Here is a 15457-nt window from a genome sequence, read left to right on the forward strand (position 1 = left end):
CCGCTAACACAGCCCGGATGGGCACATCCAACCGCCCGAACGAACTGAGACCTGGATAAAACTTGGGGGCAAGGTCAATAAGCGCGAGACTCCGCAGTCGTCGTCGCGACGGAGAGCTCCAAGCCCACCGCCTATCAACCTGCCGCCTACCGCTTCGCCGGCAGCACGAACATCTGGCCCGGATAGATCAGATCGGGCCTGCGGATCTGCTCGCGGTTGGCGCGGTAGATCACCGCATAGCGGGTGCCTTCGCCGAGCAGGCGCTGGCTGATGTGCCACAGGCTGTCGCCGCGCGAGACCGTGATCGTCCTCATCCCGCGCCGGCCGGGTGACGCCGCCACGTCCTTGAGGTCGCCAGGCGACGCCGATGCGAGCTGCGTGCGCGCGGCGGCAGCGCCACTCAAGTGAACTCCCCTCCGAAGAGAGCCAGAACGCTGAACGGCTCCCGCAGCAACCTCGAGCCGCTCCGCAGGATAGATCGCAGCCGATCTGATGGCTCTGGACTCCGAAGGCGCGATAGGGTGGCATGATGCGATCCCCTGTCTCACGCCGGGAGCGCCGCGGTGTCCGACATACGCCACACCTTCTTCGCTCGCCCGCAGACCCGGCTGGCGCCGCCGTCGGTTGATCTGCTGGCAGGACGCCGGGTGCAGGACACCGTCATCCTGAACCGGACGATGCTGGTCGCAGCGCCGCCGACACTGATCGGGCAGCGGACCCATGCATCGTTCCATGAGCTGACGGGCCGCGACGACGACGACAAGACCCGCCTCTTCGCCCGCCCTCTCCGGAGCGACGTTCCAGACGACGCTGCCACGGTCCTGTTCGTCCCGCGCCGTGGCCAGCGCGACGTCTTCACCGACAGTGAAGACCGGCCGGCGATCAGGAAGTCGCTGCCGGTCGGCTCGCTCGTGCATCGCTACCGCATAGAGAAGGTGATCGGTGAAGGCGGTTTCGGCATCACCTACTCCGCGGAGGACACGGTGATCCGCCGCCGCGTGGCGTTGAAGGAGCTGTTCCTGCAGGGAGGCTGCTATCGCACGCAGACGAACGAGGTCCGCTCCGTCGAGGCTGACGCAGATGACCGCCTGATCCGCTGGGCCAGCTACTACTTTTCCGAGGAGGCGCGCATCACCTTCGCGTTGCGTCACGAAGGTGTCGTTCGTATCCAGGATTTCTTCCGTACCAACAATACGGCCTACATCGTCTATGAGATGATCGATGGTGCCGACATGCGGCATTGGGCCGAAGCAGCCCGCGGCAGCCTGGCGCATTCCGACGTACTGGGACTGCTGAGCGCGGCCGGCGACGCGCTTGCGCACGTCCATTCCTGCGGTTTCCTGCACCGCGACGTCAAGCCCGCAAACGTCCTGATCGCAAATGCCCGGCAGTTGCCGATCCTGATCGATTTCGGTGCCGCGATCGAGCAAGGCGCGATCACTGAGGGAGAGATCGTGGCAACGCCGGGCTACGCCCCACCGGAGCAGTACAGCCCCGAGACGCGGCTCGATCCGCGCTGCGACATCTATGCGCTCTGTGCCACCTTCTACTGGCTGCTCTCGGGACAGCGACCGCAAGACGCGCGCGAGCGCCAGGCATCCGATGATCTGCAGCCGCTGCGCACCCAGGTCGATCGCCCCCTGCGCTTCGGCGAGCGGCTCTACCGGGTCATCGACCAGGGCCTCAGCCTCGATCCCGCGCAGCGCTATGACAGCGTCACCGAACTGCTCGACGACCTGTTTCCGAAGACGATGCTGGCCCCGACCGGCTATGCCCCGCGGCCGCTCGGCGACAAGATCTTCCTGTCGTACCGGCGCAGCGACAGCGCTCATTTCACAGGCCGCCTGCTCGACTTTCTCGAAATGCGGTTCGGCCCCGGCGCGGTGTTCGTCGACGCGCACTCGATCCCGCCGGGAAGCGACTTCTGGGATCACATCAAGGATGTGCTGTGCAACTGCGCCATTCAGCTGGTGATCATCGGACCAGGCTGGACGCCGTCGTTCCGCACGCGTCGCCGCCGCTGGTATCAGTCCGCCGCCCGCCCCGACTACATCATTCAGGAGATCGCTGCCGCGAGCGAACTTCAGATACCGATCCTGCCGATCCTGTTCGATGGCGCCGGGATGCCCAATGCTCACGAGCTCCCACCGGAGTTGCAGATGTTGCCCAATCTCAACGCGAGCGTGATCGGTTCCGCAGACGTTTTCCGCAGCGCGGCTGAAAACATCTGTGACCACATCGCACAGCTACGCCTGACAGCAGCGGCTTGGCCGCGATAAGGCTTGCTGCCGGACCTTGCCGTCACGCGGCTCTGGTGCTGACGGACTTGGCAGACGCACCAGACTGGCTGACGCCTGCGCCCGCCTACCGCTTCGCCGGCAGCACGAACACCTGGCCCGGATAGATCAGATCCGGCCTGCGGATCTGCTCGCGGTTGGCGCGGTAGATGACCGCATAGCGGGTGCCTTCGCCGAGCAGGCGCTGGCTGATGTGCCACAGGCTGTCGCCGCGCGAGACCGTGATCGTCCTGACGCCGCGCCGGGCGGGTGACGCCGCCACCTCCTTGAGGTCGCTTGGCGACGCCGATGCAAGCTGCGTACGCGCGGCGGCAGCGCCACTGCCTTGGGCCGCGGCCGCAGGCAGCGAGGCCGTGGTCAGGGCTTCCGGCACGTTCAGCGGCACCTCGGCACGGGCCTGAACGGCGCCCGTCTTGCCGTCCACCTCGTCGAGCCGCAGCCGGTCCTTGCCGGCCCAGGCGGCATCCTTGATGGTCGCGGCCACGCGCCCGTCGGTGCCGGCCACAGCCGAGCTGACGAGACGGTCGTTGATATAGATCCTGACGGTCGCGCCAGGCTTGGCGCGGCCGCTGACGCGCAGATTGCCGTTGGGCTCGAAATCGACGGCCTCCACCGCAACCGCCAGCGGCGCGGATGACGCAGGCTTCGACAGCACGCGCGTCGGCTGGTCGGGCGCGATCACCGCAACGGTGGCCGGCCGCTTGCCGGCCTCGACCACGACAGCCACGCTCTGCTTGGACGACAGCTCGCGGCCGTCCGGCTGCCGCGCGCGCAGGGTCAGCTCGAACGTGCCGGCAGGCAACGGCGATGGCACCATCGAGAACTGGCCTGCGCGATCCGCCACCACCCGCGCATGCGGCTCGCCATTGCGCAACAGCTCGACGGTGGCGCCGGGAGCCGCGCGGCCCGCGACGACGGTCTCGCCCGTGGGCTCCACGCTGACCACATCGAATGACGGCTCGTCGCTGGAAGCCGCCGGCGGGGTCACCGGCGCCAGCAGCGCCGCGAGACCGCTGGCCTGCTGCTGTGCGGTGGCGAGCGCGGCCTGGGTCGTCGCGCTCACCTTGTCAGCCGCGCCCGGCACCGCGGCGCGCTGCGCAGCCTCGGGCGTTGGCCCTGGCCCAGGCGGCAGAGCACCTGATGCCGCAGTGCCATCACGGCTCGCGGACGTCACGTCACGCTTGATCATCGACAAATCGAGGACACCAGCGGCAAAGGCGATCGCCAGACCGGCCAGCGCGACCGCCGCGGCGCCGCCGCCAATCCAGATCCAACGTCCGCCGTTTCCGGTGCTCATGCGGTGATCCGTCCCTGGTCGAGCGCGCACGGAGGCACGACTCCGTCGGCGGTAATCCTGCTGCGTTCATAACATCCTGGCTGTCGAAAAGCCATCGCGTGGCAGCGCCGGACCGGCCTCAGCGGCCCCCCGCCATCTGGCCTGCGCATTCTGCGAACACCTGGCGCAGGAACCTGTGGCTCGGATCCTGGTCGCGAAACGAGGGCCAGATCATCGACTCGTTCAGCCGGGGAATCTCGAACGGGAAGTCGACATACTTCACCGGATAATGCCGCGCGAGTTGCTGAGCGAGCAGCCGATGCACCGTCGCGATCCGGTCCGTTCCGCACAGCATCGTCGGCAGCACGCAGAACGTATCGACGGTGCAGGCCACCTTGCGCTGCCGGCCCATGCGCGGGAAGAACAGCTCCTCGAACGAATAGGAGCCGGGCTCGCCGAGGCGGACGTTGATGTGGCTCGCTGCGAAGTAGTCGTCCTCGGTCAGCCGGCCGCGCTTCAGCTTGCGTGCCTGATCCATCATGCAGACGTGGTCGTCGGACAGCAGATGCGTCTGCGGATGCGGAATCCGCGACGCATACAGCTCCGGCAGGATCATCAGATCGATGTCGCCGAGCTGGAACACCTGCTCCAGATGCCTCGGCAGATGCGAGATCTCGAGCTGAAAGCCGGCCGCCCGGTGCGCCAGCGCGATCGCCACCCGCGATACCAGCACGTAGGTCGCGTAGTCCGAGGCGCAGATCCGGAACGTCCGGCTGACCTTCGCCGGATCGAACTCCGCCTTCGTGCTGATCGCTGTGCGCGCGCGGATCAGCGTGTCCTTCACCGGCTCGACCAGCGCCTGGGCGAGCGGCGTCAGCTCGAACTGGCGGCCCACCGGCGTCAGCAGCTCGTCGGCGAAGAAGTCGCGCAGCCTTGCCAGCGCCGCGCTGGTCGCCGACTGGCCCAGCCGCAGGCGGTCGGAGGCGCGGGTGACGTTGCGCTCGTCGAGCAGCGCGTCGAGCGCGACCAGCAGATTGAGGTCGAACCTGTCCAGCCGCATCGCCGCGCTCTCCCTGCCCTGCGATCCTCTCCCGTGGGACCGATGTATCGATCCTATCGATGCAGGAATGCAATTCAATCGATTTTGCCGGATCGTCGATCCGACCTAGCCTGTCTGCGGGATCAGCAAAGGCAAAGGGTGGCGCAGACGCCCGGGCCGTGGGGCCGCCACTGATCCCCTGACGGGGAGGGAAACATGGGCCGTTCGCGCTCGAGTGGAGTCGTGCTTGGTGTGTGCCACGTGGCCGGCATGCTGGACATGGTGGCCTTGCCGGTCTGGGTCGGAACGTTCATCGAATTCTACGGTCTGTCGCCGGCCCAGGCGGGCGTCACCGTCACCAGCTTTCTCGCCGGCATCGTGCTCGCGAGCCTGCTCACCGCCCGCGCTTTGGGGCGGCTCGATCCGCGCGCGGTCGTCGTCATCGGCTTCGCTGTCGCGAGCGCCGCCTTCGGCATTCTCGCCAGCCGGCCGGTCGCCGGCACGCCGTTCGCGGTCCTGCCGGTCATCCATGTGATCGCCGGCCTCGCGGCGGGCGCCGCGCTGTCGATGACGCACGGCACGATGGGCAGGACGGACAATCCGCACCGCCTGTTCGGTCTCGCCAATGTCGCGCTCGCGGTGTTCGGCATCGCCTTCTTCGCCGCCGTTCCGGCGCTGATCCACGCGGTCAGCCCGCGCGTGCTGTTCGTCGTCTTCGCCGGCAGCATGGCGCTCGCCGCGCTCGTCGCCGCGCTCGGCTTCCCGCGGACGACCGGACGAGCGGCCGCCACCGACGTGACGCGCCAGCCCATGCCGGCCAAGGCGTGGCTCGTCATCGCCGTCGTGATCTGCCTCACCTTCAACCAGGCGCTGATCTTCTCCTTCCTGGAGCGGATCGCCGACCACAAGGGCTTCTCGCGCGCCGACATCACGGCCGTGCTGATGGCGGTGGGCTTCATCAACCTGCTGCCGGGCGCCTTGGCGGCGATGCTGCAGCAGCGCCTGTCGCCGATCGCGGTCGGCATCGCCGGGCCGGTGCTGCAGGCCGCGCTGGCATTCGTCGTCGTGTCAGCCGAGAGCTTCGCGACCTTCGCAGCCTTTGCCAGCCCCTACGTCTCGATCGTGATCTTCACCCACACCTTCCTGTTCGGCCTGCTCTCGCAGGTCGACCCGAGCCGCCGCGCCGTGGCGGCCACGCCGGCGATGATGATGATCGGCTCGGCGGCCGGCCCCGCCGTCGCCGGCGCGATCGTCCAGGGCATCGGCTATGGCGGCCTCGCCTACATGGCCGCGGCGACGTCCACGCTCGCGGTCGTGCTGATGCTCACGTTCAGGGCCCGCACCGGCGCAGCGCCAGCCATGCTGCGGTCGGCCTGAGCCGCATATCCATTTTTTTTGACTGCCGAGGAGAACACGAGAATGAACCAGCATGTCACCCAGCCGACGGGCCTGCAGTTTCCGCAGGACGTCGTGTTCTCCGGCTACGCCGCGCCGGTGCGGATCGAGGGCGAGGTGCACGACCTCGAGGTGATCGGCCGCATCCCGGCCGGCCTCGAAGGCGCCTACTACCGCAACAGCGCCGACCACCGCTATCCGCCGCTGCTCGGCAAGGACATCTTCCTCAATGGCGACGGCATGGTCCACATGGTCCGGATCCAGAACGGCCATGCCGACCTCGCGATGCGCTACGTCCGCACCCACAAGTTCCTGCGCGAACGGCAGGCGCGCAAGGCGCTGTTCGGCGCTTATCGTAATCCCTTCACCGATTCACCCGAGGTCGCCGGCGAAGACGCCAACACCGCCAACACCTCGGTGATGTGGCATCATGGCAGGCTCTACGCGCTGAAGGAATCGGGCCGTCCCTACGAGCTCGATCCGCTGACGCTTGCGACCCGCGGCGAAACCGATTTCGCTGGCCAGCTCACGAGCCGCACCTTCACGGCGCATCCGAAGATGGATCCGCTCACCGGCGAGTGCATCGCCTTCGCCTATAATTGCGAGGGCACGGCCAGCAACGAGATCGAGCTCTACAGCATCGCGGCCGACGGCGAGTTCACCCGCACCGAGCGTTTCACCGCGCCGTACTGCTCGATGGTTCACGACTTCCTGGTGTCGCGCAACTACATCGCCTTCGTGATCTGCCCGATGGTGTGCGACTGGGAGCGCGTCAGGCAGGGCGAGCCCTACTGGCACTGGGACAGCCATCGGCAAACCCACGTCGCCGTCATTCCGCGCCGGGAGGGCGTGGCCGGCATCCGCTGGTACACGGCCCCGAAGCTCGCGATGCAGACGCATACGTTCAACGCCTGGGAGGACGGCAGCCGCCTCGTGCTCGACCAGTTCGTCACCGAGTCCGGCTGGCTCAGCCAGTTCCCGGACATAAACAACCCGGGAGCCCATGAGCTGCCGCCGTTCGGCGAGCGCTGGACGCTCGATCTCGCCAGCCAAAGCGGCGCGATCGAGATCGCGCGTTTCATCGGCCATATCGGCGAGATGCCGGTCATCGACCCGCGCTTCGCGATGAGCCGGGTGCGGCATTTCTGGTTCGGCACCAACAATCCGAAGCTCGGACCGATGCTGCCGTTCGGCCCGAAGGGTCCGCCCTTCACCTGCCTCGGACATTTCGACGAGGAGACCGGCAAGCTCGACTTCTACTACGCCGGCCCCGACAGTTCGCCCGAGGAGCCCTGCTTCGTGCCGCGCAGCGCGGATGCGGGGGAGGGCGACGGCTGGCTGCTCAGCATCGTCGGCCGGCGCGCGGAGAACCGTACCGATCTGGTGATCCTCGATGCGCGCAATCTCTCGGCCGGGCCGGTCGCAACGCTGCGCTTTCCGTGCCGCGTGCACGAAGGCTTCCACGGCATCTGGGTTGACGCGAACAGCCTGGTGACGCGCGCGGCCACGAACAGAGGAGCACCACCATGAACCGGCTCTATGGCTCGCTGCATTCGCGCGCGCATCGTTGCGCGTGGATGCTGAAGGAGCTGAAGCTCGCTTTCGATCACGTCCCGACCGAGTTCACCGACGGCAGCACCCGCCGGCCGGAATTCCTGACGATCAATCCGAACGGTCGCGTGCCGGCCTACCAATCCGACGAGGTCGTCCTGTTCGAGTCGCTGGCGATCAACCTCTATCTGGCGCGCCGCCATCCGAGCGAGATCTCGCCGGCGAACCTGACGGAGGAGGCTCTCGCTACCCAATGGAGCTTCTGGGTGGTGACCGAGATCGAGAAGCCGCTGCTGCTCGCCGCCGCCAACCGCTTCCTGTTCGACGCCGACAAGCGCAATGCCGACGAGCTGAAGGTCGCACTGACCAAGCTCGCCCGCCCGCTCGGCGTGCTCGATCGCCATCTCGCGTCGCGCTCTTATCTGATCGGCGACCGCTTCACCGTCGCCGACCTGAACGTGGCTGCTGTCATGACGCTTGCGCGGCTCGGCTCGCTCGATCTGTCGGAATGGCCGCGCGTCGAGCGCTGGCTCGACGACTGCCTCGAACGCCCGGCAGCGGCGGACTGGAAGCCGATCAGCTTCCGGATCCCGCGGCCCGAGAGCGCGCTCGGCATTCTCGCGATGTTCGTCTGAGGCGCCGGTGTCGCTCGATCGCAAGCAAGAGTTGCCCGTGATGCTGGGACTAGCCGATGCCGTCACCATCGTTACAGCCGCACTTCGCCACGGCCGTGCGCAAAACCTCGCGCCGCTCGCCGTCGCGGTGCTCGATGCCGGCGGTCACCTGATCGCCTACCAGCGTGAGGACGGCGCCGGCATCGTCCGGTTCGAGATCGCCTTCGGCAAGGCGTGGGGCTCGCTCGGCATGGGCTTCGGCTCGCGCGAGCTGAGCCGCCGCGCCGGCCATCTGCCGACCTTCTTCACCATGCTCTCGGTCACCAGCGGCGGCCGCCTCGTCGCCTCGCCCGGCGGCGTTCTCGTCCTCGGACCTGCCGGACGGGTGCTCGGCGCCGTCGGCATCTCCGGCGACACCGGCGACCACGACGAGGCCTGCGCGATCGCCGGAATCGTCGCGGCCGGCTTCCAGACGGAGGAGACAATCCAACGATAGGATCTGACGGCGGCCGTTCCGCTGGCCCTGACGGCACCTCGCGCAAATTTTCTGTTTCTTTTTTTCAGAATTCATATATGATCCGTCCATCCCGCCTCGTTGCGAGGGGCGTACGCGTCGTCACGGACGTTGGGGTGGGATGCGGTGGACGCGGCGGCTGTGCACGACGGGCATGGCTGCGCGGACGGCGAAGTCGCGTGGTCCTGACCTCCCGACGCTGAGGCCAAGTCCGAGCCGGTGCTGACGCGCGGCGCAGACGACGGGGGCAAGAAAGCCCGGTCCCCGGGGAGATCGCGTATAAGCCGTTAAAACCAGCCGCGCGGGGAATGCCGGGTCGATCGGCTGTACCTGTGGTGACTGCCGCCTGCTTTCTTGTCTGCAGGCGGGCCATGGGTGAGGCCCTCACCCGGCATTCCCTGCGCCCTCGGTTCGCGAGGGCTCGCTGCGATCAACCCGGGTGCTTGCGCGCCGCGGGAGGCTTCTGCACGCCGTCTCACGAGCTCAGGCCCAGCGAAGACGCCCAGCCCGCCTCCCCGGCCCGTATTCATACGGTGCCTCAATTTTATGCAACCCTTAACGGGATTAAGGCCCCTCTTAACATTGACACGACCGCCTGCATCCAACGTCCGCATGCAGGCAGGGGACAATGGAGTTTCATCCGTGCGCCAAAATCTGCCCGTCACCCGAAACGAATACCCGATCACCGACGAGACGCTGATCGTCTCGCGCACCGATCTCAAGGGCAAGCTGACCTACTTCAACGACCAGTTCGTCGATGCTGCCGGATTCACCTCCGACGAACTGATGGGTCAGCCGCACAACATCATCCGCCATCCCGACATGCCCGCCGCGGCGTTCGATAATCTCTGGGACACGCTGAAGCAGGGCAAGCCATGGTCCGGCGCGGTCAAGAACCGCCGCAAGAACGGCGACTTCTATTGGGTTCTTGCCACCGCCTCCGCGATCCGCGAAAACGGCGAGGTCACCGGCTATACCTCGATCCGCACCAAGCTTCCCGCCGACCAGCGCGCCGAGGCCGAGAAGGTCTATGGGCTGCTCAACCAGAACAAGGCGCAGGATTACGCGATCAGCGCCGGCATCATCCGCCAACGCTCCGTGTTCGACCGGCTGTCGTTCTTCACCGGCACGCTGAAAGCCCGCCTGACGACACTGGCCACCGTGCTGGGTGTTTTCATGCTGATCATCGGTGCGGCCGGCCTGCTGTCGACGCGGTCGTCCGATGCCAGCATGAGGTCGCTGTACGAGGATCGCACGATTCCGCTGTCGCAATTGTTCGAGATCAACGATCGCAGCCTGCAGAACATGTCGTCGCAACAATCAGCAGCGGCGAACGGCAAGGCCGGAAAATCGATCGCCGGCATCAGGGCGTTCGTGGACGGAAACAGCGAAAGGATCTCCAAGGTCTGGGCCGACTACATGGCGAGCTATCTGACGCCGGAGGAGAAGGCCGTCGCCGAGACGTACGCGATCAAGCGCAAGGCCTATCTCGAGGAAGGCATCAGACCGGGCCTGGTCCTGCTCGAGCAAGGCAAGTTCGACGAGGCCAGCCAGCACATCGCCACCAAGGGTCACGATCTGTTCGAGGCCGCCAAGCACGAGCTCGACAAGCTCGTCGCCATCCAGGTGAAGGAAGGCAAGGCGCTCTATGAGTCAGCCGAGAGCCAGTACCACGCCGTGATCGCGGTCGTCGCCTTGATGATCCTGGCGGGCCTTGCAATCGGCGCCCTGTTCAGCGTGCAGACCATTCGCGCGGTGCTGCGACCGCTCAAGGTGCTCAACGACTCGATGCAGAACATCACCGACGGCAAGCTCGACAACCTGATCCCGGTCGCGCACGACGACGAACTCGGCGAGGCGCTGCGCAATCTCCGGACCGTGCAGGCGATCGTTCGCTTCAACAGCGAGGAAGTGAAGGCGATCCAGCGTACCGGCGAGGTCAAACGCAAGGCTGAGATGAGCAAGCTCGCCAGTGAGTTCGAAGGCGCGATCGGCGGCATCGTGCAGACCGTGTCGACGGCCTCGTCCCAGCTCGAGGCGTCGGCCGGCACACTGTCATCGACGGCATCGCGCTCTCAGCAGCTGGCCACCACCGTGGCCGCGGCGTCCGAGCAGGCCTCGACGAACGTGCAATCGGTCGCCTCGGCGACCGAGGAGCTGACCTCGTCGGTCACCGAGATCAGCCGTCAGGTGCAGGAATCGGCGCGGATCGCCTCCGGCGCCGTCGACCAGGCCCGCGTCACCAACGACCGCGTCAACGAGCTGTCGAAGGCGGCCGCGCGGATCGGCGACGTCGTCGAGCTCATCAACACCATCGCCGGCCAGACCAATCTGCTGGCGCTCAACGCCACGATCGAGGCGGCGCGTGCCGGCGATGCCGGCCGCGGCTTCGCGGTGGTCGCGTCCGAGGTCAAGGCGCTGGCGGAGCAAACCTCCAAGGCGACCGGCGAGATCGCGCAGCAGATCTCCGGGATTCAGGCGGCCACCCAGGAATCGGTCGTCGCCATCAAGGACATCAGCACGACCATCGAGCGGCTGTCGGAGATCTCCTCGACGATCGCCGCCGCCGTCGAGCAGCAAGGTGCTGCGACGCAGGAGATTTCGCGCAACATTCAGGAGGCGTCGCGCGGCACCTCCGAGGTCAACACCAACATCGTCGACGTCCAGCGCGGCGCCTCGCAAACCGGCTCCGCCTCCGGCGGCGTGCTGTCGGCGGCACAGTCGCTGTCGCAGGAGAGCGACCGGCTGCGCCAGGAGGTCAGCAGGTTCCTCGACAACGTGCGGGCAGCCTGACGCCAGCGGCCCGGGTCAGCGCCTGGTCAGGCGGATCGGGCGGCCCTGGCTGATGAAGGCGTAATGGCCGGCGCCGATGCCGCCGACCATCAGCGCCTCCACGACCGGCTCGGCGATCTCGCCGGTCGCCGCCCAGTCGACGACGAAATTGGCGCCGGTGCCGCCGCGCGTGTCCTTGGTGGGCACGAATACCTCGACGGTCGCGAACGGCTTCAGCGCCACCGGCTCGCGCAGATGGGCTTCGACCAGCGCGCCGGCCGTGTCGTAATAGTCGATGCGCCTGACGATCAGCGGCCGCTGCTCGGAGGCGTTGTGGATGCTCAGGGTGACCGAAAAATCGGCCTGCACCTTGCCCGGGTTCATGGCGACGCTGGAATAGACGGGGACATAGACCGCGCCGCTCACGGTCGCAGCGTCAGCAGGAACCGCGGTCAGCGAGCTCGCAAACGTCGTGGTCAGGCTGTCGGCCGCCCGCCCCTCGCTCCCTGCGAGCAGCAGCGCCAGCACCGCGGTCCCGATGTGACAGATTGCGGGTTTCCTTGCGCCGCGGCGCGACATAAGTTGCCGCCTCGGGGGTTGCTTCATGCATGAACTGATCGGCGACATCACGCTCTGCATCCTGTTTGCGTGGGTGCTTGGACTGGCGGCGCACCGCTGGCGCCAGCCCTCGATTCTCGCATATCTGGTCGCGGGCTTCGCCATTGGCCCCTTCGGCACCGGCTGGGTCAAGTCCCAGGAATCGATCTCGGTGATCTCGGAGCTCGGCCTGATCTTCATGCTGTTCATGATCGGGCTGGAAATCGACCTGAAGAAGATCATCCGCGCCGGCCCGGTGATCCTGATCGCCGGCGGCGTCCAGCTGCTCGGCGGCGCCGCGCTCGGCATCCTGTTCTTCGTCGCCATCGGCATGCGGATGGGCGCGGAGAGCTATGACGCGCTCTATCTTTGCGTCGCCTGCGCGCTGTCCTCGACCGTCATCATCGTCAAGGTGCTGTACGAGAAGCGCGAGCTCGACACCCTGCCCGGCCGCATCACGCTCGGCGTGCTGGTGCTGCAGGACGTGTTCGCGATCCTGTTCCTGGCGGTGCAGCCGAGCCTCGACGACCTGCATTTCAGCGTCATCCTGCTGTCGTTCGCCCGCGCCGGCGCGCTGGTCGCGATCGCGCTGCTGCTCAGCCGCTACGTGCTGCCGCCGGTGTTCCACCGCATCGCGCGCACCCCGGAGCTGATCCTGCTCGGCGCGCTCGCCTGGTGCTTCCTGATCGGCGAGATCGCCGAGCGGCTGCATCTGTCGCGGGAAATGGGCTCCTTGATCGCCGGCGTGTCGCTCTCGACCTTTCCTTACGCGCTCGACGTCACCGCCAAGGTCACGACGCTGCGCGATTTCTTCATCACGCTGTTCTTCGTCGCCCTCGGCATGACCATCCCGATCCCGACGATGTCGGTTGTCGGGCTTGCGCTGGTGATCGCGCTGTTCACGATCGCGAGCCGGCTCGTCACCACCTTCACGCCGCTCTACATGATGCGGCAGGGCCTGCGCGCGAGCCTGCTTCCGGCACTCAACCTCGCCCAGATCAGCGAGTTCTCGCTGGTGGTGATCCAGACCGGCGCGGCCGCCGGACATCTCAAGAACGGCACGTCGGCCGCGGCGTCTTTCGCTTTCGTGCTGCTCGCGGTGCTCTCGACCTTCGTGATCGTGCGCTCCGATCCGATCGTGCGCCGGAGCATCCCGCTGCTGAAGCGCGTCGGCCTGCGCGACCTGGACACCGCCAAGGACGGCGAGGCAGGCCACGAGGGCGGCCACGCGGCCGGACGGCCGATCGTGCTGCTCGGTTTCTTCCGGACCGCGAGCGCCCTGCTCAGCGAGATCGAGCGCAACCAGCCGGGGCTGCTGGAGCAGATCGGCGTGGTCGATTTCAATCCGGTGGTGTTCCGGACGTTGTCCGATCGCGGCATCCAGGTGACCTATGGCGACATCAGCAATGTCGACACGCTGGTCCATGCCGGGGTCGGCCAGGCCGAGCTGATCATCCTCAGCATTCCGGACTCGCTGCTCAAGGGCGCCAACAACGAGAAGCTGGTGCGGCACGTCCGCAGCATCAACGCATCAGCCAAGATCGTCGCGACCGCCGACCTGCTCGCCGACGTCCGCGACCTCTACGAGGCCGGCGCCGACTACGTGACCGTGCCGCGGCTCAGCGATGCGCAGGTGCTGCTCAACCTGATCCAGGACGCCAGCGCCGGCCTCTTGTTGGAGCGGCGAAGCCAGGCTGAGGCCATGTTGGCCGACCGCCGCGAGGTGCTGCCGTGATGCGCGTCAACCCCGATCCACAACACGAAATCCTGCCAGACCCAAGATCATGACAAACAGCCAAGTCCATGTCGTCGACCACCCGCTGGTGCAGCACAAGCTCTCTTTGATGCGCGAGCGCGACCGCTCCACCAAGGGCTTTCGCGAGCTCCTGAACGAGATCGGGATGCTGCTGGCCTACGAGGTCACCCGCGACCTGCCGCTAGAGCTGGTCGACATCGAGACACCGATCGCGCCGATGAAGGCGCCGAAGATCGCCGGCAAGAAGCTGACCCTGGCCCCGATCCTGCGCGCCGGCGTCGGCTTTCTCGACGGCATGCTGGCCTTGATGCCGTCGGCGCGCATCGCCCATATCGGGCTCTATCGGGATCCGAAGACGCTGCAGGCGGTCGAGTACTACTTCAAGGCGCCGCAGGACCTGACCGACCGCACCGTGATCCTTATGGATCCGATGCTCGCGACCGGCAATTCGGCCTGCGCCGCGGCCGAGCTGCTCAAGGCACGCGGCGCGCGCGACATCCGCTTCGTCTGCCTGCTGGCCGCGCCGGAAGGCATCGCGCAGTTCGAGAAGGAGCATCCGGACATCCCGATCTGGACCGCCGCGATCGACGAGAGGCTGAACGACCACGCCTACATCGTGCCGGGTCTCGGCGATGCCGGCGACCGAATGTTCGGGACGAAATAGCAGGAGTGGTCAGGACGGGCGCGGCGCGAGGCGTAGGAGGTTGAAGATGCGTCCGTCGATCACCAGCAGCGCGCTCCCGATCACGAGCGCACCAGCTAGCTCCCGCAGCGAAATGGTCTCGTCGAGGATCAAGGATCCAAGCAGGATCGTTGTCACGGGAATCAGCAGCGTCACCAAGGTCACATTGGTGGCACCGGAGCGACGCATGACCTGAAAGAACACGATGTAGGCGAAGGCCGTCGACAGCGTCGCGAGCGCAGCGATCGCGAGCCAGGTCTGCGGCCCGGGCATCGGCAAGGACCACGGCCGGTCGACCAACCCGGCGATCACGAGCATCATCACGCTCGAGGCGGACAGTTGAAAGGTGGCGGTGGCAAGCGGCGGCGAGTTGGCGAGGTGACGCCGCACCAGCAGCGCGGCGATGCCATAGCTGAAGCACGCACCGAGACCGAACAGAATGCCGATGCCGCCGCCGGAGGCATCGCCTCTCAGGATTACGACGCCGACGAGCCCGACGATGAGGCCACCGACGCGACGCGCCGAGAGCCTTTCCTCGCCGGCCGCGGCCATCACCAAGATCGTGAACAGCGGCGTGGTGGCATTCAGAACCGAGGCAAGACCCGACGTGATGTAGGTCTGACCGATGACGATCAAACAGAACGGCACGACATTGTTGAACAGCGCGACGGCGACATACGGCCACCAGCCGACAATGCCCTTGGGAAGGCCCAGCCCGCGCCAGCGCAAGATCGGCAGCAGGATCGCGGCCGCCAAGACGATCCGCAACAGCACCAGCGTCAGTGGTGGCAGTTCCTTCAAGGCTAGGCTGTTAAAGATGAAGGAGCCGCTCCACAACAACGACAGCAGACCGAGCAGCGACCAATCCCGCCCATCCATGCCGTCGTTCGGAGAGGTCATTATGGCAACCGCCTGTCGATCTGCGGAGGGACGTTGCAGCCGAAGCAAGCCGCCGTCCACCCGT

13 protein-coding genes are annotated in these 15457 nt (G+C 66.7%); 8 read left to right on the forward strand and 5 right to left on the reverse strand.

Annotated features, from left to right (window positions below):
• Positions 1–146: 146 nt before the first annotated feature.
• Positions 147–404, reverse strand: coding sequence for a LysM peptidoglycan-binding domain-containing protein (locus tag ACQR1I_RS32850; protein WP_434870713.1), 258 nt, complete (start codon positions 402–404; stop codon positions 147–149).
• Between the two features lie 159 nt (positions 405–563).
• Between ACQR1I_RS32850 and ACQR1I_RS32855 the strand changes: the two genes are divergently transcribed.
• Positions 564–2279: a protein kinase domain-containing protein gene (locus ACQR1I_RS32855; RefSeq protein WP_434870712.1), complete on the forward strand. Its 1716-nt coding sequence runs from the start codon at positions 564–566 to the stop codon at positions 2277–2279.
• Between the two features lie 85 nt (positions 2280–2364).
• On the opposite strand, the gene ACQR1I_RS32860 is transcribed toward ACQR1I_RS32855, so the two are convergent.
• Together ACQR1I_RS32860 and ACQR1I_RS32865 are read right to left on the reverse strand one after the other, a co-directional pair.
• On the reverse strand, positions 2365–3594 hold the full coding sequence (locus ACQR1I_RS32860; RefSeq protein WP_434870711.1) for a LysM peptidoglycan-binding domain-containing protein: 1230 nt from the start codon (positions 3592–3594) through the stop codon (positions 2365–2367).
• A 118-nt stretch (positions 3595–3712) separates the two neighbouring features.
• Entirely contained in the window at positions 3713–4633 is a 921-nt protein-coding gene (locus ACQR1I_RS32865) for a LysR family transcriptional regulator (protein WP_434870710.1), read from the reverse strand.
• 195 nt (positions 4634–4828) lie between these two features.
• On the opposite strand from ACQR1I_RS32865, the gene ACQR1I_RS32870 reads away from it, so the two are divergent.
• From ACQR1I_RS32870 to ACQR1I_RS32890, 5 genes are all read left to right on the forward strand, one after another.
• Positions 4829–5989 (forward strand): MFS transporter, encoded by a 1161-nt coding sequence (locus tag ACQR1I_RS32870; protein ID WP_434870709.1) that lies wholly within the window; start codon positions 4829–4831, stop codon positions 5987–5989.
• 42 nt (positions 5990–6031) lie between these two features.
• On the forward strand, positions 6032–7537 hold the full coding sequence (locus ACQR1I_RS32875; protein WP_434870708.1) for a carotenoid oxygenase family protein: 1506 nt from the start codon (positions 6032–6034) through the stop codon (positions 7535–7537).
• Positions 7534–8193, forward strand: coding sequence for a glutathione S-transferase family protein (locus ACQR1I_RS32880; protein ID WP_434870707.1), 660 nt, complete (start codon positions 7534–7536; stop codon positions 8191–8193). The genes ACQR1I_RS32875 and ACQR1I_RS32880 overlap by 4 nt, the downstream gene beginning before the upstream one ends.
• A gap of 40 nt (positions 8194–8233) precedes the next feature.
• Positions 8234–8668, forward strand: a complete 435-nt coding sequence (locus ACQR1I_RS32885) for a GlcG/HbpS family heme-binding protein (protein WP_434870706.1) — start codon at positions 8234–8236, stop codon at positions 8666–8668.
• Between the two features lie 660 nt (positions 8669–9328).
• Positions 9329–11479 (forward strand): methyl-accepting chemotaxis protein, encoded by a 2151-nt coding sequence (locus ACQR1I_RS32890; RefSeq protein ID WP_434870705.1) that lies wholly within the window; start codon positions 9329–9331, stop codon positions 11477–11479.
• 15 nt (positions 11480–11494) lie between these two features.
• On the opposite strand, the gene ACQR1I_RS32895 is transcribed toward ACQR1I_RS32890, so the two are convergent.
• On the reverse strand, positions 11495–12037 hold the full coding sequence (locus tag ACQR1I_RS32895; protein ID WP_434870704.1) for a DUF3124 domain-containing protein: 543 nt from the start codon (positions 12035–12037) through the stop codon (positions 11495–11497).
• Between the two features lie 25 nt (positions 12038–12062).
• On the opposite strand from ACQR1I_RS32895, the gene ACQR1I_RS32900 reads away from it, so the two are divergent.
• Together ACQR1I_RS32900 and upp are read left to right on the forward strand one after the other, a co-directional pair.
• Positions 12063–13790 carry a cation:proton antiporter gene (locus ACQR1I_RS32900; RefSeq protein WP_434870703.1) on the forward strand — a complete coding sequence of 576 codons (1728 nt, stop codon included), beginning with the start codon at positions 12063–12065 and terminating at the stop codon, positions 13788–13790.
• Positions 13791–13839: 49 nt separating this feature from the next.
• Positions 13840–14475 carry a uracil phosphoribosyltransferase gene (gene upp / locus ACQR1I_RS32905; protein WP_015666779.1) on the forward strand — a complete coding sequence of 212 codons (636 nt, stop codon included), beginning with the start codon at positions 13840–13842 and terminating at the stop codon, positions 14473–14475.
• Between the two features lie 9 nt (positions 14476–14484).
• Here upp and ACQR1I_RS32910 read toward each other — a convergent pair whose 3' ends face one another.
• Positions 14485–15393 carry a DMT family transporter gene (locus ACQR1I_RS32910; RefSeq protein WP_434870719.1) on the reverse strand — a complete coding sequence of 303 codons (909 nt, stop codon included), beginning with the start codon at positions 15391–15393 and terminating at the stop codon, positions 14485–14487.
• Positions 15394–15457 lie beyond the last annotated feature (64 nt).

Source organism: Bradyrhizobium sp. HKCCYLS2038, assembly GCF_051167655.1.
Lineage (GTDB): Bacteria > Pseudomonadota > Alphaproteobacteria > Rhizobiales > Xanthobacteraceae > Bradyrhizobium.

Bases quoted from the DNA above. Each gene is read 5' to 3' on its own strand.
- ACQR1I_RS32885 (WP_434870706.1), top strand. From the start codon at position 8,234: ATGCTGGGACTAGCCGATGCCGTCACCATCGTTACAGCCGCACTTCGC.
- ACQR1I_RS32860 (WP_434870711.1), bottom strand. From the start codon at position 3,594: ATGAGCACCGGAAACGGCGGACGTTGGATCTGGATTGGCGGCGGCGCC.
- ACQR1I_RS32910 (WP_434870719.1), bottom strand. From the start codon at position 15,393: ATGACCTCTCCGAACGACGGCATGGATGGGCGGGATTGGTCGCTGCTC.
- ACQR1I_RS32870 (WP_434870709.1), top strand. From the start codon at position 4,829: ATGGGCCGTTCGCGCTCGAGTGGAGTCGTGCTTGGTGTGTGCCACGTG.
- ACQR1I_RS32900 (WP_434870703.1), top strand. From the start codon at position 12,063: ATGCATGAACTGATCGGCGACATCACGCTCTGCATCCTGTTTGCGTGG.
- upp (WP_015666779.1), top strand. From the start codon at position 13,840: ATGACAAACAGCCAAGTCCATGTCGTCGACCACCCGCTGGTGCAGCAC.
- ACQR1I_RS32895 (WP_434870704.1), bottom strand. From the start codon at position 12,037: ATGTCGCGCCGCGGCGCAAGGAAACCCGCAATCTGTCACATCGGGACC.
- ACQR1I_RS32865 (WP_434870710.1), bottom strand. From the start codon at position 4,633: ATGCGGCTGGACAGGTTCGACCTCAATCTGCTGGTCGCGCTCGACGCG.
- ACQR1I_RS32880 (WP_434870707.1), top strand. From the start codon at position 7,534: ATGAACCGGCTCTATGGCTCGCTGCATTCGCGCGCGCATCGTTGCGCG.
- ACQR1I_RS32875 (WP_434870708.1), top strand. From the start codon at position 6,032: ATGAACCAGCATGTCACCCAGCCGACGGGCCTGCAGTTTCCGCAGGAC.